The sequence below is a fragment of the Microbacterium esteraromaticum genome, assembly GCF_014084045.1.
GTDB lineage: Bacteria > Actinomycetota > Actinomycetes > Actinomycetales > Microbacteriaceae > Microbacterium > Microbacterium esteraromaticum_D.
The window spans coordinates 2205641-2224712 of record NZ_CP043732.1 but is presented as its reverse complement, the minus strand read 5'-3'; the positions used below and the strand labels follow the sequence as shown (position 1 = coordinate 2224712).

General features: G+C 70.3%; 11 protein-coding genes, 1 pseudogene and 1 riboswitch. Of the genes and pseudogenes, 6 read left to right on the top strand and 6 right to left on the bottom strand.

Annotation, left to right across the window (positions count from 1 at the left end; translation table 11 throughout):
- Window positions 1-3: 3 nt before the first annotated feature.
- Window positions 4-2661 carry a phosphoenolpyruvate carboxylase gene (locus FVO59_RS10425; protein WP_182252575.1) on the top strand — a complete coding sequence of 886 codons (2658 nt, stop codon included), beginning with the start codon at window positions 4-6 and terminating at the stop codon, window positions 2659-2661.
- 109 nt (window positions 2662-2770) lie between these two features.
- Window positions 2771-4087, top strand: coding sequence for an NADP-specific glutamate dehydrogenase (gene gdhA / locus FVO59_RS10420; RefSeq protein WP_182256708.1), 1317 nt, complete (start codon window positions 2771-2773; stop codon window positions 4085-4087).
- 102 nt (window positions 4088-4189) lie between these two features.
- Here gdhA and FVO59_RS10415 read toward each other — a convergent pair whose 3' ends face one another.
- The 3 genes and pseudogenes from FVO59_RS10415 to FVO59_RS10405 all read right to left on the bottom strand — a co-directional run bounded on the left by FVO59_RS10415 (window position 4190) and on the right by FVO59_RS10405 (window position 7600).
- A complete protein-coding gene (locus FVO59_RS10415) occupies window positions 4190-4786 on the bottom strand; it encodes a gamma carbonic anhydrase family protein (RefSeq protein ID WP_182252574.1) in 597 nt (198 codons plus the stop codon).
- A 161-nt stretch (window positions 4787-4947) separates the two neighbouring features.
- The gene (cydB, locus tag FVO59_RS10410) at window positions 4948-5985 is read right to left on the bottom strand and encodes a cytochrome d ubiquinol oxidase subunit II (RefSeq protein WP_182252573.1); all 1038 of its coding nucleotides are present in this window, start codon (window positions 5983-5985) and stop codon (window positions 4948-4950) included.
- 21 nt (window positions 5986-6006) lie between these two features.
- Window positions 6007-7600 (bottom strand): annotated as a pseudogene (locus FVO59_RS10405) (cytochrome ubiquinol oxidase subunit I).
- A gap of 145 nt (window positions 7601-7745) precedes the next feature.
- Here FVO59_RS10405 and FVO59_RS10400 point away from each other — a divergent pair.
- On the top strand, window positions 7746-8102 hold the full coding sequence (locus tag FVO59_RS10400) for a BlaI/MecI/CopY family transcriptional regulator (protein WP_182252572.1): 357 nt from the start codon (window positions 7746-7748) through the stop codon (window positions 8100-8102).
- Window positions 8103-8164: 62 nt separating this feature from the next.
- Window positions 8165-8974, top strand: coding sequence for a M56 family metallopeptidase (locus tag FVO59_RS10395; RefSeq protein ID WP_182252571.1), 810 nt, complete (start codon window positions 8165-8167; stop codon window positions 8972-8974).
- Window positions 8975-9105: 131 nt separating this feature from the next.
- Here the strand turns inward: FVO59_RS10395 and cydC are convergent, their stop codons facing one another.
- From cydC to FVO59_RS10380, 3 genes are all read right to left on the bottom strand, one after another.
- Complete coding sequence (gene cydC / locus FVO59_RS10390) at window positions 9106-12495, bottom strand: thiol reductant ABC exporter subunit CydC (RefSeq protein WP_259363157.1); 3390 nt, start codon at window positions 12493-12495, stop codon at window positions 9106-9108.
- 52 nt (window positions 12496-12547) lie between these two features.
- Window positions 12548-16084: a transcription-repair coupling factor gene (mfd, locus tag FVO59_RS10385; protein ID WP_182252570.1), complete on the bottom strand. Its 3537-nt coding sequence runs from the start codon at window positions 16082-16084 to the stop codon at window positions 12548-12550.
- Window positions 16085-16174: 90 nt separating this feature from the next.
- Window positions 16175-17053 carry an EamA family transporter gene (locus FVO59_RS10380; protein WP_182252569.1) on the bottom strand — a complete coding sequence of 293 codons (879 nt, stop codon included), beginning with the start codon at window positions 17051-17053 and terminating at the stop codon, window positions 16175-16177.
- Between the two features lie 72 nt (window positions 17054-17125).
- Between FVO59_RS10380 and FVO59_RS10375 the strand changes: the two genes are divergently transcribed.
- Together FVO59_RS10375 and FVO59_RS10370 are read left to right on the top strand one after the other, a co-directional pair.
- Complete coding sequence (locus tag FVO59_RS10375; RefSeq protein ID WP_182252568.1) at window positions 17126-17689, top strand: GNAT family N-acetyltransferase; 564 nt, start codon at window positions 17126-17128, stop codon at window positions 17687-17689.
- A 286-nt stretch (window positions 17690-17975) separates the two neighbouring features.
- A complete protein-coding gene (locus FVO59_RS10370; protein WP_182252567.1) occupies window positions 17976-18839 on the top strand; it encodes an Fpg/Nei family DNA glycosylase in 864 nt (287 codons plus the stop codon).
- Between the two features lie 58 nt (window positions 18840-18897).
- Window positions 18898-19040: riboswitch (FMN riboswitch) on the top strand.
- The last annotated feature ends 32 nt before the right edge of the window (window positions 19041-19072 follow it).

Here is a 19072-nt window from a genome sequence, read left to right as displayed (position 1 = left end):
AGCATGTCGCTCGAGCCCACGAACACCGAAGCCATCCGCGTCATCACCCGATTCGAAGCCTCGCACGGCATTCCCGACGCGATGCGCGCAGATGTCCGCATGCTGGGAGGCCTGCTCGGGCAGGTGCTGCGCGAGTCCGGCACCCCCGGCCTCTTCGAGGACGTGGAGAGGCTGCGTCTGGCCACGATCCAGGCATCCGATGCGGATGACGACGCCTTCGCGCGAGCAGCCGAGATCGCCGACTCCTTCAGCGTCGAGCGCGCCGACGAGGTCGCACGCGCCTTCACCTGCTACTTCCACCTCGTCAATCTCGCCGAGGAGCACCAGCGCGTCCGCATCCTGCGCGAGCGCTCCGGCCAGCCGAGGGAGGGCGCGACCGATACCGTGGCGACGGCCTTCGCGCAGCTGACGGAGGAGATCGGGGAGCAGGCCGCCCGAGAGCGGCTCGCCGAGCTGCGGTTCCACCCGGTGTTCACCGCCCACCCGACCGAGGCGCGACGTCGCGCCGTCTCCGGCAGCATCCGCCGCCTCTCCGAGCTGCTCACCGAGCACGATGCGGCCAGCGAGGGCAGCGCGGACGAGAGGCGCGCCAGGCGCCGGATGCTCGAGGAGATCGACACGCTGTGGCGCACCGCTCCCCTGCGCGCGCAGAAGCCCACCCCGACCGACGAGGTGCGCACGGTGATGGGCGTCTTCGACGAGACCCTCTTCAGCACGGTGCCGCACGTCTACCGGCGCATCGATGACGCGCTGCGCGGCGACGAGTCGGGTTCGAGCGAACCGGTCGTGCCCGCGTTCGTGCGCGTCGGCTCGTGGGTCGGCGGCGACCGCGACGGCAACCCGTTCGTCACAGCGGCCGTGACCCGCGAGGCCGCCCAGATCGCCTCGGAGCATGTGCTTCGCGGCCTCGAGCGCGCTCTCGAGCGCATCGGGCGCGCGCTCACCCTCGATGCCGCTGACACGCCGCCCAGCGACGAGGTCCGCGCGATCTGGCAGCGCTTCGCAGACGAGCACCCCGAGCTCGCCGACGACATCGCGACCCGCTCTCCGTCCGAGCCGCATCGCCGGGTGATGCTCGCCCTCGTGCACCGCGTGCACGCCACCCGCACCGAGCAGGACGCCGCCTATGGCGCACCCGAGGAGCTGCTCGCCGATCTGCGCGCCGTGCAGTCGTCGCTTCGGGACGCCGGGGCGCGACGGCACGCGTTCGGTGGCATGCAGCATGTGATCTGGCAGGTCGAGACATACGGCTTCCACCTGACCGAGCTCGAGGTGCGTCAGCACTCGAAGGTGCACAGGCAGGCCCTGGAGGAGCTCGACGCGGGACGCGAGCTCAGCGCGCAGACCCAGGAGGTGCTCGACGTCTTCCGCGCTGTGGCCGACATCCAGCGTCGCTACGGCCTGCGCGCCGCCGGACGCTACGTCGTGTCGTTCACCCAGTCCGCGCAGGATCTCGCCAACGTGCACCGCCTCGCCGCCTATGCGCTGGGCGACCAGGCGCCGGTGCTCGACGTCGTGCCGCTGTTCGAGACCTTCGCCGACCTCCAGGCCGCGCCGGCGATCCTTGCCGAGGTGGTGCGGTTCCCCGAGTTCCGCGCCCGTCTGGAGGCCACGGACGATCGGCTGGAGGTCATGCTCGGCTACTCCGACTCGTCGAAGGACGTCGGACCCGTGGCAGCGAACCTCGCCCTGTACGAGGCGCAGCGACGGATCGCGTCGTGGGCGCAGGAGTCGGGCATCCGGCTCACCCTGTTCCACGGTCGCGGCGGCGCGCTCGGCCGCGGCGGCGGCCCCGCCAACTCGGCCATCCTGGCCCAGCCACCGCACTCGGTCGACGGCCGCTTCAAGCTGACCGAGCAGGGCGAGGTGATCTTCGCCCGCTACGGTGAGCCGGCTATCGCGATGCGGCACATCGACCAGGTCGCGGCGGCGACGCTGCTCGCCTCCTCGCCCACGGTCGAACGGCGCACCAGCGGCGCCGCCGAGCGGTTCGCCGACGTGGCCGAGACGATGGATGCCGCCTCACGCGAGCGCTTCTTCTCGCTCGTCGCCGCCGACGGGTTCGCCCCGTGGTTCGCGACCGTCACCCCGATGGAGGAGATCGGCCTGCTCGCCCTCGGCTCGCGCCCCGCGCGCCGTGGGCTCTCGGTCGAGTCGCTCGAGGATCTGCGGGCGATCCCGTGGGTGTTCGCCTGGACGCAGGCCCGCATCAACCTCGCCGGCTGGTTCGGCCTGGGCACGGCGCTGGATGCCGTCGGTGACGAGGCCAGGTTGATCGAGGCCTATCGCGACTGGCCGCTGCTGCGAACCATGGTCGACAACGTCGCGATGAGCCTGGCCAAGACCGATGAGCGCATCGCCCGCGAGTACCTGTCGCTGGGCGATCGCGACGACCTGGCGAAGATCGTGCTCGACGAGCTCGCCCTCACCCGCGAATGGGTCATCCGCCTCACGGGCGGCGACCGGCTGCTCGGCAACAAGCCAGTGCTGCAGCGCGCCGTGCAGCTGCGCACGCCGTACGTCGATGCCCTCTCGCTGCTGCAGCTGCGCGCCCTGCGCGCGCTTCGCTCCGACACCCAGGGCGACACCGACCCCGACCTGCAGCGCCTGCTGCTGCTTTCGGTCAGTGGAGTCGCCGCGGGGCTGCAGAACACCGGGTGATAGCATCCCCACCGACCTGACAGCACCCCTCCCGTCCCCCATCAGAAAGCATCCGCGCGTGACAGAGAACACTGCCGACTTCCATCCGCTCAGCGCCGCCGCCCAGCCCGTGTTCGACACGGTGCGCGGCCTCAACCCGAATGAGCCGGAGTTCCACCAGGCGGTGCACGAGGTGCTGCACTCGATCGGCCCCGTGCTCGAGCGCCACCCGAAGTACCTCGACCAGGGTGTGCTCGAGCGCCTCGTCGAGCCGGAGCGCCAGGTCATCTTCCGCGTGCCGTGGATCGACGACGCCGGAAAGCTGCAGGTCAACCGCGGCTATCGCGTGCAGTACAACTCGGCGCTCGGCCCGTACAAGGGCGGTCTGCGCTTCCACCCCTCGGTGAACATCTCGATCATCAAGTTCCTCGGCTTCGAGCAGATCTTCAAGAACGCCCTCACCGGCCAGGGCATCGGCGGCGGCAAGGGCGGCTCGAACTTCGACCCGCACGGCAGGAGCGAGGCGGAGGTCATGCGCTTCTGCCAGTCGTTCATGAGCGAGCTCTCCCGCCACATCGGCGAGCACACCGACGTCCCCGCCGGGGACATCGGTGTCGGCGGTCGCGAGATCGGCTACCTGTTCGGCATGTACCGCAAGATCACGAACCGTCACGAGTCGGGGATCCTCACCGGCAAGGGCATCGGCTGGGGCGGCGCGCAGGTGCGCACCGAGGCGACCGGGTACGGCGCCGTGTTCTTCGTGCAGGAGATGCTCGCGGTGCACGGCGAGAGCCTCGAGGGCAAGCGCGTCGCCGTGTCGGGGTCCGGCAACGTGGCGATCTACGCCATCGAGAAGGCCACCCAGCTCGGGGCGCGCGCTGTCACGGCATCCGACTCGTCCGGCTACGTCGTCGACGACGCCGGGATCGACCTCGGCCTGCTGCGCCAGATCAAGGAGGTCGAGCGCGGCCGCATCGTGGAGTACGCGAACCGGCGCCCTGGCGCCCGCTTCGTCGAGGGCGGCAACGTCTGGGAGACTCCGGTCGACATCGCCGTCCCCTCCGCCACCCAGAACGAGCTCGACGAGGACTCGGCCCGCATGCTCATCGCCAATGGCGTCCGTGCCGTCGCGGAGGGCGCCAACATGCCCTCCACGCCCGAGGCGGTCGGCGCGTTCCAGGACTCCGAGGTGCTGTTCGCGCCCGGCAAGGCGGCGAATGCCGGCGGCGTGGCGACCTCGGCCCTCGAGATGAGCCAGAACGCATCGCGCCAGCGCTGGAACTTCGCGAACAGCGAGCAGAAGCTGCGCGACATCATGGCCGACATCCACGACGCGTCGTTCCGCGCCGCCGAGCGCTACGGCACCCCCGGGGACTACGTCGCGGGCGCCAACATCGCCGGCTTCGAGCGGGTCGCCGACGCGATGCTCGCCCAGGGCGTCATCTGACGCCTGCTCACCCTCCGCTGAGGAACCACTTCCTGCACGAGACACCGCGCGAGAGCGCCCGTGTCACGCAGGGAGTGGTTTCTCGCTTTCCGGGGGCGCCGGTCAGACGCGGTGATCGTCGGCGTGCCGTGCCAGTGAGCTGGCGTACCGCTCGGTGAGCTGCACCATCAGGTCGGGGGTGTCGCGGTCGACGCCGAAGACATGACCGGGGAAGTCGAGGTCGGGCATCGCGGCGGAGATCTCGTCGGCCTGGTCGGGCGAGAGCAGGCGCACCGGGTCGCCGACGGCGACCCAGCCGATCGGCACGACGCTGCCCTCGGGCAGCACCGCCCGGCGCTGGACGATCGCGTTGACGCGCACCTCGCAGCGAGGTCCGATCAGGGCACCGTTGAAGACGCGAGCTCCGGATGCCAGGAAGACCTCCTCCCCGACGGTCGCGCCTGCGATGCTGGCCAGCGTGCCCACCAGGGTGTGGTCGCCGATGTGCACGGCATTCGCGGCGGTCGCGCGGATCAGCGCGTTCTCCATCACGATGACATGCTCGCCGAGCGTGATCGGCCCGCCCTCTGCCGTGATCACGGCTCCGTGCAGCACCTGGCAGTGCGGGCCGATCTCGACGTCGCCCGAGATCACTGCTGTCGGCGCCACGACGGCGGTGTCGTGGATGCGGGGCCGAGCCCCGAGGTGCTCGTACATCATGCGGCCAGACTAGCCCCGGGCGCGCTCGCGGCGCCCGAGGACTGTCGGGAACCTCAGACGATCGTGTCGCGGACCGGCGTGTCGACCGGCGACTCGCCGCTGGCAGGGCATCCGGTCTGACGACTCCGGCGCGTTCCGCGTTGGGAGCGGCGAGGAGCGGGTCAGCGGGCGCGCAGCACCGCAGGCAGCACGATGTGCACCTCGGGGATCATGCCGGGGGTCACCCTCTTGCGGAAGATCCAGTAGCTCCACGCCTGGTAGAGCAGGATGACCGGCAGCGAGACGGCGGCGACCACGGTCATGACGCCGAGTGTGTATGGTCCGTTGGCCGAGTTCCACACCGTGAGGTCGAAGGCGGCATCCACCGTCGACGGAAGCAGCAGCGGGAACATGCCGGCGAAGATCGCCGCCGCCCCGAACAGCCCGAAGCCGGCGAAGCCGATGAAGGCCCGTCCCTCGTGCCGGCGTCGTGCCGCCGCCCAGCCGAGCGCTGCGGCGACAACCGCGAACGCGATGAGCGTCCATGCGAGCACGCTGCCGCCGTGGGCCAGCTGCACCCAGATCGCCCAGGCCGCCGCCGGCGCCAGGCAGACGGGCACCCAGCGTGCGGCGAACCGCCCCGCCCGCTCGCGCACAGGTCCGTCGGCCTTGAGCCCGAGGAAGGTCGCCGAGTGCAGCAGCGCGAACCCCACGACCGCGAGACCTCCGACCACCGCGGGCAGAGTGAGCCAGACGAACGGACCGCCGACGCGGTCGCCGTTCGCGTCGATCGGCAGCCCGGTCGAGGTCAGCGCCAGCGCGGCGCCGACGCAGAATGCGACGACGAGCGAGCCGAGGCCGATCATCCAGGTCCAGAAGGTGCGCCAGCGCTCGGTGTGGATCTTGCCTCGATACTCGATGCCGACGGCGCGCACGATGAGACCGACGAGCGTGATCGTCAGCGGCACGTAGAGCGTCGAGAACAGCGATGCGTACCAGGCCGGGAACGCGGCGAACATCGCCGCCCCCGCGGTGATCAGCCACACCTCGTTGCCGTCCCACACGGGGCCGATCGTGTTGAGCATGACGCGGCGGTCACGCTCGGAACGGGTGGAGAACACCATGTGCATGCCCACGCCGAGGTCGAAGCCCTCCAGCAGCAGGTAGCCGGTCCACAGCACGGCGATGGCGATGAACCAGACGACGGGAAGCGGTTCCATTGCTCAGTCCTCTCGAGCCGGTCAGTAGGCGAACGCGAGCACGTCGTCGCGTGTGTCGGGTCGGTCGTTGTCGTCGTCGGCGTCGCCGTCGGGATGCCCCGATGCGGCGAGCTCGGGCATGGAGGCCGCGACCCCGCCGCGCGCGTACTTCACCATCAGATAGAGCTCGATCACGAGCATCACCCCGTACACGGCGCTCAGGGTGATGACCGAGAACAGCAGCTCTCCCGCGGTCACTCCGGGCGACACGGCTGCCGCGGTGTACATGAACACGCCGTCGACGCCGGTGGCATCGGGGTTGGGGGCCACGACGAAGGGCTGGCGACCGAGCTCGGTGAAGATCCAGCCCGCGATGTTCGCCGCGAACGGGGCGACGATCCCCAGCAGTGCGAGGCGCATGATCCACGGCGATGCGGGCACTGTGCCCTTCCGTGTCAGCCACAGTGCGACCACGCCCCGAACGCGACCACGCCGCCCAGGCCGATCATCAGCCGGAAGCCCCAATAGGTGACCCACATCACCGGCACGTACTGCACGTCGGTGCCGGCGAGGTCGCCGTACAGGGCGTCGTCGGGGATGGTCTTGCCGTACTGGTCGACGTACTGGGGCTCGAGGTCGCTGATGCCGGGCATCTCGGCTCCCCACTCCCCGTTCCGAGGAATCCGAGAACGCCGGGCACCTCGATGAGCGTGATGACGTCTTCGCAGTTGCGCGAGCCGGGGTCGCCGAGCGACAGCACCGAGAACGCGGAGCCGGTGTGGCAGGCGGCTTCGGCGGCCGCCATCTTCATCGGCTGCTGCTCGTACATCAGCTTGCCCTGGATGTCACCGGATGCCACGGTGCCTGCGAATCCGAGGATGGCGACGACCGCGCCGAAGCGCAGCGACCACAGCCACACGCCGTGGTCGGTGCGGTCGCGCCCTGGCGCGGCATCCGTCTCTCCCACGATCACGCGACCGGACTCGTCGACCGTGTCGATGCCGTCGTGGCGGCGACGCCACAGGTGATACCAGGAGATGCCGAGCAGGAACATCCCGGCGACCACCAGCGCGCCGAAGATCGTGTGGATGTACGCGGCGATCGCCGTGTTGTTAGTGAGCACGGCCCACACGTCCGTCATCACGGGCCGGCCGTCTGCGCCGAGCTCGACGCCGACGGGGTGCTGCATCCAGGAGTTGGCGACGATGATGAAGAAGGCGGAGATCCACGACCCGATCACCGCGCACCACAGCGCCGCGAGGTGCAGTCCCTTGCGCAGGCGCCCCCAGCCGAAGATCCAGATGCCGAGGAACGTCGATTCGACGAAGAACGCGAGAAGTCCCTCCATCGCGAGCGGGGCGCCGAAGACGTCACCGACGAAGCGGGAGTACTCGCTCCACGCCATGCCGAACTGGAACTCCTGCACGAGACCGGTGGCGACGCCGACGATGAAGTTGATCAGGTACACCTTGCCCCAGAACTTCGTCATGCGCAGGAACTTCGCATCTCCTGTGCGCACCCAGCGGGTCTGCATGATCGCGACCATCATGCCGAGGCCGATCGTGAGCGGCACCATGAGGAAGTGGTAGACGGTCGTGATGCCGAACTGCCAGCGGGCGATGTCGAGAACGTCCACGGGTATCTCCGTTCGCGAAGGGGCGGCGGTCGTCCGCCACAGCAATTCTACGCCTCGTAGAACTTCTTCGACACACGATAGAACAAATTCGACAGAGAGTAGAATCGAAGGGCCGGACAAAATCTCGGCGAAGGAGGAAGCTCGCATGGGAACGCTCGGAGAACTGGAACGGGCCGTGATGGACGCCATCTGGGACGCCGACGACGCCCTCAGCGCGTACGACGTGCAGTCGCAGCTGGAGGCAGCGGGCCGAGCCCTTGCGGTGACCACGCTGCTGACCGTGCTCTCGCGTCTCGAGAAGAAGGGCTTCGTCGCCTCGGACCGCTCCGCCCGCCCGCACCGCTACAGCGCGGTCGCCTCCCGCGCCGATCACGTCGCCGAGCTGATGCACTCGGTGCTCGGCGATGCGGGCGACCGCACGGCCGTGCTTGAGCGCTTCGTCGGCGGAGTCTCCGCCGAGGACGCGGCCGTGCTGCGACAGCTGCTCGGCCGATCCGGCTGACCGTCCACCCCATGCCGAACGCCGAGCGATGCTGAGCGCCGAACCATGCTGAATGCCGTGCCATGCTGAGCGCCGTGTCCGCCGCCGCGCAGAACGGCGCTCTGGTGATCCCGCACGGGGTCGTCATCTTCGGCGCGGTCGCCTTGGGGCTGATCGCCATCGGCCTCGCCTGGCCGGCCCCCGTCGCACTGTCGCGCGCCTCATGGCCGATGCGCGCTCCCGTGATGGCCCTGCTGCTGTGGCAGGCCATCGGCCTCGCCGGCGGGCTGTCGATGATCGGTGCTCTCGCCCTGACCGGGTACGCCACCCTCCCCGGGCATCCGTGGCTCGCGCCCGTCCCCGCTGTGCTTTTCACGGTCTACCTGCTCACCCATCTGGGCGTCACGATCGTGCAGGTGACGAGGCAGCGCCACCGCCACCTCGCTCTGCTCGAGATGCTCACCTCACCGCATCCCACCCGCGCCCGCACCCGCGTCATCGACGACGCCGTGCCGATGGCCTACTGCCTGCCGAACGGACCGCGTTCGGTGACCGTGCTCTCGCAGGGGCTTCTCGATCGCCTCGACCCCGACGAGCTGGTCGCGGTGATCGCACATGAGCGGGCGCACGTCGAGCAGCGTCATGACCTGCTGCTGCTCGCCTTCCGCGCATGGCGCTCCGCCCTGCCGTGGTTCCCGATCGCAGCACGGGCCGAGGTCGAGGTCGCAGCCCTCGTCGAGATGCTCGCCGACGACCACGCCCGGCGCGAGGTGCGCGACGAGGTGCTGGCGAGGGCGATCCTGCAGGTCGGCGCGAGCGGGGTGCCCGGTGCCGATCAGCCTGTCTCCGGGTCGACGCGCGTGAGCGACCGGTTCCGCCGGCTCGCCGGTTGACTGCGCCACAGGCAGCGCGCCGACACAGGCCATCACGCGAGAACAGGACGTTCAGCCGGAATCCGTCCTGTTCTCGGATGTTCGCCTGTTCTCGGATGTTCGCCTGTTCTCGATGAGCCGCGCGGATCGGCTCATGCGGATGTGCGGTCGCCCGCAGCCGCGACAGCGGAGCTGCCGAGATGCACCAGCTCGTCGTCGCCCCGCCTGTCCGCCCGGCGATGCGAGACGAGCACGACGATCCGATCGGCGGTCGCCTCGCGGATGTCGGCCATCATGGCTGCGGCGGTCGGCTGGTCGAGGTGCGCGGTGGGCTCGTCGAGCAGGACGATCTCGGCCCGGGTGAGCAGCGCCCGAGCGACGGCGAGACGCTGACGCTCACCCCCGGACAGGGCGGATCCGCCAGGGCCGACCCGCGCGCCGAGGTCGTCGCCGAGCTCGTGCAGCAGGTCGGTTAGCCCCGCCTGCGCGAGCGCGGCGCGCAGTACGTCGTCGTCCGGGGCGTCGTCGCGAGCGCGCGCGAGCAGCAGATTGCCGCGCAGCGTCGAATCGAAGACGTAGGCGTCCTGTGGGCACCAGGCGACTCGATCACGCCAGGCGCGCTCGTCCAAGGTCGTGAGCGGCCGTCCGTCGGCGAGGATGGCCCCGGATGCCACGGGAAGAGCGCCCATCATCGCCGAGAGCAGCGTCGACTTGCCTGAGCCGGACGGGCCGTCGAGCACGAGCCACCCGCCCCTCCTGACCTCGGCGGTGACGTCTTCGACCGCCGGGCGCGGGGCCCCCGGATACCGGATCGTCACCCTGTCGAGCGTGAGTCGGATCAGGGCATCCGGACGCGCCTGGCCCCACTGCGGTGCCGGTGACGGACGCAGCACTGTGTCGAGGCGCTGCAGCAGCGCACGCAGCGCCGGCAGGCGGTGCACGGCGCCGACGAGTGCGGCGAGCGGCTCGAGCAGGGCCAGCGACAGCAGTGCGACGACCGACGCGGACTCGGCCGGCAGGCCGGGCGACAGCACGGGGACGAGCACCGCGAGCAGGGTCGTCGAGACGGTGATCACGGCTGCACCGAGGCCTGCCGACCACGCCGCGCGCCGCTCGGCGGCGGCCAGCCCCATGGCGTGCCGGTCGAGTGCTCCGAGAGCGTCACCGGCGACTCCGTTGCTCCGCAGGTCGTCGGCGGCGGAGGCGAGGGCCGCGGTCCCGCGCACGATGGCCGACCGGGCCTCGACACGGTCGGCTGAGGCGTCGCGCTCGCTGACGATGGCCAGGATGGTCGCGAGCGCGACCGCTGCGACGAGCGTCGCGGCGATGAGGACGACGATGTGCGGGGTGACGAATGCGGCAGTGATGATGGTGCCTGCGACGACCAGCACACCGGCGCCGATCGGCGGCACGACGCGCGGCAGCTGATCGCGAAGATCATCGGCGAGGGTGACGAGGTAGTCGAGCGGGGCACCGCCCTCGAGCAGACGTCGGGAGCCCGCTCCGCGGGCGGCGATGGCACGCCACAGGCGAAGGCGCAGCGCATCGACGACGAGGAACGTGGCCCGGTGCGTGACAAGGCGATCGGCGTACCGTCCGGCCGCCCGGCCGATGCCGAACGCGCGCACGCCGACGATCGCGACGAGCAGGTACATGATGTACTCCTCGACGCTGGCGCGCACGATCAGCCAGCCCGACACCGCGGTGAGCGCGACGGCGAGACCGGCAGCGAGCGCCGACAGAGCAGTGGAACCGGCCCAGAGCCAGGCGTGCGGGCGCAGCAGGCCTGCGAGGGTCAGCGTGCGTCGCGAGCGCGGCTCACCTCCGAAGGCCGGAGACGATCCTGCAGGATGCCCTGGTTCGGTCCGCCCTTCAAGATCGGCGTCACCCTCGATTCCCGGCCGATCTTCGCCAGCCGGAAGCCCGCCAGCAGGGACACCGGCGGCGCGCGCGTCACCGGCCGGCGTGTCGACCGAGATGACGCGGTCGGCGAGGGCGAGCGTCTCGGGTTCGTGAGTGGCGAGCACGATCGCGCAGCGATCGGCGCGGCGCAGCACCGCGTCGCGCACCAGTCGAGCAGCCACGCGGTCGAGGTGGGCCGTCGGCTCGTCGAGCACGAGCAGCCGGGCTCCCGCGTCCACGCGTGCGAGCGCCCGCGCGACCGCCAGACGTCGCAGCTCTCCTGGGCTCAGTTCGGCGGTCGCCGCGTCGGCCAGCCCCCCGAGACCCAGCTCGTCCAGCGCGTCCGTTCCGGTGCCGTACAGCGCGAGCTCCTCCCGGGGTGTCGCGGCGAACATGCGCGGCGCCTGGGGAGCCCAGGCCACGGCATCCGCATCCACTCCGCGAACCGCACCCGCGATCTCGGCGTCGGCCGGAAGCACGCCGGAGAGCGCGCCGAGCAGCGTCGACTTGCCGGCCCCGCTGCGTCCCGTGACGGCTGTGATGCCGGCGAGGTCGCCCGTCACGGCGCGCAGCGCGGGCATCCGGCGACCCGGATAGGCCACGCTCAGCGCGTCGATGCGCATCGGACCGCCCGTCTCGGCTCTGGCGTCACGACGTGCCGGTTCGTCGACGATTCTCTTCGCGCGCTCGAGGGCGGAGAGTCCGTCCTGCGAGGCGTGGAAGGCGGTGCCGACCTCGCGCAGGGCGGTGAAGCACTCGGGTGCCAGGATGAGCGCTATGAGAGCGGGCTCCAGCGTCATCGTGCCGTTCAGCAGCCGCAGACCGAGGAAGACGGCCACGACCGCGACCGAGATGGTCGCGATGAGCTCGAGGGCCAGTGCCGACAGGAACGCCCAGCGCAGCGTCTCCTCTGTGCGGGCCCGATAGCGGCGCTGGATGCCGTCGAGCGCGCGGGTCTGCTCGTCGACCCGTCCGAGACCGACGAGCACGGGCAGTCCGCGGGCGAGCTCGGTGAGGTGGTCGGCGAGGCGGGTGAGCGCGGTGAGCGCCGCGTCGGTGCGCTGCTGCGTGTGCTTGCCGATCAGGATCATGAACAGCGGCACGAGCGGCACGGTGATCACGATGATCAGGGCGCTGAGCCAGTCGGCGCCGAGGATCCGCACGCCGACGAGCAGCGGCACGACCGCCGCCGCGATGAGTGCAGGCAGCGACTGGATGAAGTAGTCGTCGAGGTCGTCGAGTCCGTCGGCTGCGAGCACCGCGGTGCCGCCGCCTGTCCGCCCGCCTTCGGCGATACGACGCCAGAGTCGTCGGCGCAGGTCGCTCTTGACCGACGTCGCGATGCGGCGCGACGCCACTGACGTGGCCCACTCCGCTCCAGCGCGCAGCAGTGCGCCTGCCACGCCCACGATGAGGATCGTGCGGGTCGCATCGGGAGTGAGTCCGGATGCTGCGAGGCCGGCGACGCCGCGCGCAACGGCCTCGGCGATGAGCACGAGCCCGAGCGCCCGCAGGGCTGCGAGCATGCCGAGCCCGTAGAGCGCCGGTCGTGGCACCGACGAGAGGTCGGGTCGGCGCGTCGGCGTCTTCGGACGCGACGCCTCCCGCACCCATGGGTCGTCCGGATCGTCAGCACTCACACCATAATTCTACCGCGCGTAGAAGTCGTGGCGCGCCGTGCCGGCAGCCCGCTCAGACGCCCGCGGGCTGCGCCTTCACCGGCTCAGGGAACATCGCGGTGAACAGCTGCCCGACCCATTCGATCAGGTCTGAGTCGACAGGCATCGGCACGACCAGCGCCTCACCCCCGCCGACCAGCTTCGCCTTCGGATACAGGCGCTGCAGGCGCACCTTCATCGAGTCCTCGAAGCGCGCCGGCGCGACACGCAGGTTCGAGCCCATCGCGACGACGTCCGAGAGCCCTGCCCGCGCCGCCCTGCGGCGCAGCCGCGCGACCTTCACCAGCGTGGTCACCTCGTCGGGGAACACGCCGTAGCGGTCGACGAGCTCTTCGACGACGAGATCGATGGCGTCATCCGCGGCGGATGCCGTGGCCGCCGACGAGAGCTTCTGGTACGCCTCCAGGCGCAGCCGCTCACTGTCGATGTAGTGCTCGGGGATGCGGGCATCCACCGGAAGCTCGAGGCGCAGCTCGATCTCGGAGCTGGTGTCTTCGCCGCGGAACGTGGCCACCGCCTCGCCGATCATGCGCAGGTAGAGGTCGAACCCGACCCCCGCGATGTGGCCGGCCTGCTCGGCACCGAGCAGGTTGCCCGCCCCGCGCAACTCGAGGTCCTTCAGCGCCACCTGCATGCCCGAGCCGAGGTCGTTGTTGACCGCGATGGTCTGCAGCCGGTCGGCGGCCGTCTCGCTGAGCGGCTTCATATCGTCGTAGAGGAAGTACGCGTACGCCCGCTCGCGCCCTCGACCCACGCGTCCGCGCAGCTGATGCAGCTGCGAGAGACCGTACTTGTCGGCCCGGTCGATGATGATCGTGTTCGCGTTCGAGATGTCGAGGCCGGTCTCGATGATGGTCGTCGAGACGAGCACGTCGTACTTGCGCTCCCAGAAGTCGTCGACGACCTGCTCGAGCTGGTGCTCGCCCATCTTGCCGTGCGCGACCGCGATCCGGGCCTCTGGCACCAGCTCCGCGAGCTCGGAGGCGACCCGCTGGATCGACTGCACGCGGTTGTGGACGAAGAAGACCTGTCCCTCGCGCAGGATCTCGCGGCGGATCGCCGCCGCGATCTGCTTGTCGCTTCGCGGGCCGACGAAGGAGAGGATCGGATGCCTGTCCTCCGGCGGTGTCTGCAGTGTCGACATCTCGCGGATGCCTGTGACCGCCATCTCGAGCGTGCGCGGGATGGGCGTGGCGCTCATCGCGAGGATGTCGACGTTCGTCTTCATCTTCTTCAGCGCATCCTTGTGCTCGACTCCGAAGCGCTGCTCCTCGTCGATGATCATCAGGCCGAGGTCTTTGAAGATCACCTGATCGGTGAGGATGCGGTGCGTGCCGATGACCATGTCGACCGATCCGTCGACGAGACCCTGCAGCGTGAGCCGCGCCTCTTTGTCGGTCTGGAATCGCGAGAGCGGACGCACCTTCACCGGGAAGCCGGCGAACCGCTCGGTGAAGGTCTCGAGGTGCTGCTTGACGAGCAGGGTGGTCGGAACCAGCATCGCGACCTGCTTGCCCTCCTGGATCGCCTTGAACGCGGCACGCACGGCGACCTCGGTCTTGCCGAAGCCGACATCTCCGGAGAGCAGGCGGTCCATCGGGATGGGCCGCTCCATGTCGGCTTTGATCTCTTCGATGGTCTGCAGCTGGTCGTGCGTCTCGGCGAACGGGAACGCCTCCTCCAGCTCGCGCTGCCACGGCGTGTCCGGGCCGAACGCGTGACCCTTGGAGTTCATCCGCGCCGAGTAGAGCTTCACGAGCTCGACGGCGATGTCGCGCACCGCCCGGCGCGCCTTGCCCTTGGCCGCAGCCCAGTCGCTGCCGCCCATCTTCGACAGCGTCGGCGCCTCGCCGCCGACGTACTTCGAGAGCATGTCGAGCTGGTCGGTGGGCACGAAGAGCTTGTCGCCGGGGTAGCCGCGCTTCGATGGCGCGTACTCGAGCACGAGGTACTCGCGCGTCGTCTTGACGGCGTTCCGCCCGCCCGACGACACCTCGCGCTTGGTCATCTCGACGAAACGGCCGATGCCGTGCGTCGAATGCACGACGAAGTCGCCCTGCTTCAGCTGCAGCGGGTCGACGACGTTGCGGCGACGCGACGCCAGCTTCTTGACCATGCGCTGGTCGCCGCCGATCGTGCGGCCGTAGAACTCGTTGTCGGTGAGGACGGCGATCCTGGCATCCGGAACCTGGAAACCCGACTCGACGGACCCGGCGACCAGCGTCGCCACCCCGCCCTCGGGCTCGTCGACGACGTGATCGACGATGCGCGCGGCCAGGCCGCGGTCGCTCAGCACGTCGCGGGCGCGCTCGACGAGGCCCTGCCCCGACGAGATGATGACGACCCGCCAGCCTTCGCCGAGGCGCGCCTCGACGAAGGCGATCGCGCCGTCGACGTTGCCGTGGAACGACGGGATGGCCGAGGAGTCGAGGTGCTCAGCGGCGTCGTCGTCGGTCGCGAACGGCGTGACCCTCCACCACACGCCGTCGCGCTCGTGCATGATCTCGCGCATGCGAGCGAGGCTGATGAAGTCGCCTGCGCCCAGGTCGATCGGCGCAGAGGCGCCCGACGTCGCCGCGCTCCACGCCGCGTCGAGGAACTCGCGGTTCGTCTCGCCCAGATTCTGCGCACGGGCGCTGGCGCGCTCGGGATCGACGACTGCTGCGGCGGAGCCCTCGGGAAGGTACTCGGCGAGCGTCACGAGGGGGCCGGCGACGACCGGAAGCAGCGACTCCATGCCCTCGACGGGGATGCCCTGCGACATCTTCTCGAGCATCGCGGACATCGCCGGGAACCGAGCGATCAGCTCGCCCGCGCGCTCGCGCACCTCGGCGGTGAGCAGCAGCTCGCGGCTCGCCGCGAGGGAGACCGATTCGACATCTCCCGGCAGCGAGCGCTGGTCGGCGACCGAGAAGGCGCGGATCTGATCGACCTCGTCGCCGAAGAACTCCACGCGCAGCGGGTGGTCGGCGGTGGGAGGGAAGACGTCGAGGATGCCGCCGCGCACCGCGAACTCGCCACGGCGCGAGACCATGTCGACACGCGAGTAGGCGCGCTCGACGAGCTGCTCGACGGCGTCTTCGAGTTCGACGCCTCGTCCGCCGACGCGCAGCTCGAGAGGTGCGGCGTCACCGAGGTTCGCGGCGATGGGCTGCAGGGCCGCTCGCACCGAGGCGACGACGACGAGCGGCTTCTCACCGGTCCACGTCACGATGCGCCGCAGCGTCTCGAGTCGCCTGCCTACCGTGTCGGGGCTGGGGCTGAGCCGCTCGTGCGGCAGCGTCTCCCAGGCCGGGAAGGTGAGGATCTCGGCATCGGCGAGGTAGGCGGCGAGCGCCGCCGCGACGGATTCGGCGCGACGACCGGTGGGGGCCACGACGAGAGCGGATGCCGGCCTGCCCCCCGACGCGCGCTTGCGCAGCAGCCCCGCGATGATCGGGGCGTCGAGCCCGTCGACGGCCGAGATCTCGGCATCGGTCTGCGCCCAGGTGAGGGCGTCGCGATAGAGGTTCGCCTCTTCCAAGGCGCGCAGGATCCCCGGAACAGTCACCGGAGAAGTCTACTCACCGGCCACCGACACTGAGCCGGAGCCGTCGAGGGTGGGCGCTGCCCGCACCGCGCGGACCCGTCGGAATCTGACTCAGCGCGATCGGCGTCCGGCGCGGAATCCCTCGAACGCCAGCAGGGCGAGCGCGACGGCGAGGATTCCGTAGACGAGCAGGTCGGCACCCTGCATCCGTTCGCCGAGCAGCACCGCGACGACGACCAGCAGGACGGGCTCGACGTAGCTGAGCAGCCCGAAGACGGGCATCGAGAGCAGGTCTGAGGCGGCGAGGTAGAGCACCATCGCGATGCCGCCGATCACGCCGACGGCGAGCAGGCCCGTCGTCTCGAGGGCGGACTGCGGCCCCGATCCGGCCGAGACCAGGAGCCAGAGGGCCACCGGCACCATGGCCGTCAGCTCGAGGCCGAACGACATCGGCTCGTCGAGACCGAAGCGCTGACGCAGCACGAAGTAGACCGCGTACGGGATGCAGATCGCCCATGTCACCCATGACAGCTGGGGCGTCGCGATGATCTTGATGGCCACGGCGACCACGGCGAGCGCGACCACCGCCCACTGAAGCGGAGTCACGTGGGCATGCATGAGGAAGCGGCCGCACAGCACCAGGCTGATGGGCAGCAGCAGGTACCCGAGCCCCGCGTCCAGGCCGTGGCCGTGGATCGGCGCCCACATGAACAGCCACAGCTGCACGCCGACGATCGAGGCGAGCAGCAGCGCCAGCAATGGCATCCACCAGCGCGTGCGCAGCCGCCGCCAGAGGATCACCACGCCGAGACGCGCCGCAGGGTGGCACAGCGCGAGCACGTACAGCGCGAGCGTCACCACGACCCGCCAGGCGTAGACGACCTCGGCCGAGGACTGCAGCTGGGCGGCGATGAAGAAGATCGCACCGAACATCGCCGATGCCACGAGCGAGGCCACGACGCCTCTCGGCGATGAGCGCTGCACGGTCACGGCTCGTCCTCCTCTGCTGCCACAGCGACGGGCCGCGGAATCCAGCCTACCGAGCGCCATTACGCTGGTGCGATGCAACCCGTCATCCTGCGGACCGAGAGGCTCGTGCTCAGCATCCCGGCCGAAGCCGACATCGACGCGATCACCGCCGCCTGCCAGGACCCGGAGGTGCCGAGGTGGACGACGGTGCCCAGCCCGTACACCCGTCAGAACGCGGTCGAGTTCGTGGAGCTGGTGGCGAAGTGGTGGGCTGATGGCGTCGAGACCGTGTGGGCCATCCGGAAGGACGGCGTGCTCGCCGGCATGATCGGCCTGCACCGGATAACCGAGCACGCGCACGGCGGCGATGCGGAGATCGGATACTGGGGTGTCGCCGAGTTCCGCGGACAGGGCGTGATGGGAGAGGCGGCTCGAGCCGTCGTCGACTTCGCGTTCGACGAGCTGACGCTCGCCCGGCTCGGCTGGCGCGCGGTCGTGGGCAACATCCCCTCCGCCCGCACGGCGCGATCGCTCGGGTTCCGGTACGAGGGGACGCTGCGGCAGGGCCTCACCGGCGCGCGAGGCCGAGACGACGGCTGGATCGCGGGTCTGCTCGCGACAGACGACCGGACTCCGGTCGAGTGGCCGGTGCTCTGATCGGGACTCACCGGCATCCGGCATCCGGCATCCGGCATCCGGCATCCGTCGGGGGTCTCGGACCGAATGCCCGCAGCGCGGCGCGCCGCCGACCGACACGCCGCAGGTGCACCGGATTGTCCGGGATGCCCGACATCCGGCATCCGGCACCCGGCATCCGTCGGGGGTCTCGGACCGAATGCCCGCAGCGCGGCGCGCCGCCGACCGACACGCCGCAGGTGCACCGGATCGTCCGTGAAGCCCGACATCCGGCCCCGACCTCGGCGACCCGTGACAGGATGACGGCATGCCCGAGATGCCTGAGGTACAGGGACTCGTCGATTTCCTCGCCGCGCGGACGGCGGGGCGGACGGTCACGCGCGTCAGCGTCGCGGCGATCGCGGCGCTGAAGACCTTCGACCCGCCGGTCACCGCGCTGCAGGATGCCCGGATCGCGGCAGCCTCGCGGCACGGCAAGTTCATCGACCTCTCCCTCGGCGACGACCTCCACCTCGTCTTCCACCTCGCGAAAGCAGGCTGGCTGCGCTGGTACGACGCGCTGCCGACGACGCTCATCAAGCCCGGCCGCAGCCCGATCGCCATGCGCGTGGCGCTGGACGACGGCAGCGGCTTCGACCTCACCGAGGCCGGCACGAAGAAGTCGCTCGCGGTGTACGTCGTTCGCGATCCGGCCGACGTGCCCGGCATCGCCCGCCTCGGACCGGACCCGCTCGACGACGATTTCACCCGGGATGCCTTCGCCGCCCTGCTGGCCGGGCGCCGCACCCAGATCAAGGGGCTGCTCCGCGACCAGGGCCTCATCGCGGGCATCGGCAATGCGTACAGCGACGAGATCCTGCACGCCGCGAAGATGTCGCCCTACGCGCCGGCCGCGAACCTCGACGACGCGGAGATCGACCGCCTCTACGACGCCATGCAGCGCACTCTCCGCGAGGCGGTCGACGAGGCCGCAGGCAAGCCGCCCGCGGATCTTAAGGACGCCAAGCGCCGCGGCATGCAGGTGCACGCTCGACGCGGCGAGGCATGCCCTGTGTGCGGCGACACGGTGCGCAGCGTGTTCTTCGCCGACAGATCGCTGGAGTACTGCCCGACGTGCCAGACCGGCGGCAAGGTGCTGGCAGACCGCCGCCTGTCGCGGCTGCTGAAATGAGCGGTTCGTATTACAGGGAATGAATCGCCGGAGCGCACGTTGAGTAGACTCTGAGCATCAACGTGCTCCGGGGTCGGTGAGAATCCGAACCGGCGGTGACAGTCCGCGAACGCCTGGCGACAGGCGCCGATCCGGTGGAACTCCGGGACCGACGGTGATGCGAGCATCCGCTCGCTAGTCCGGAGGAGAGGCAGCACGTGGCGTACGCGCGCGCTGCAGACCCCGGGAACCCA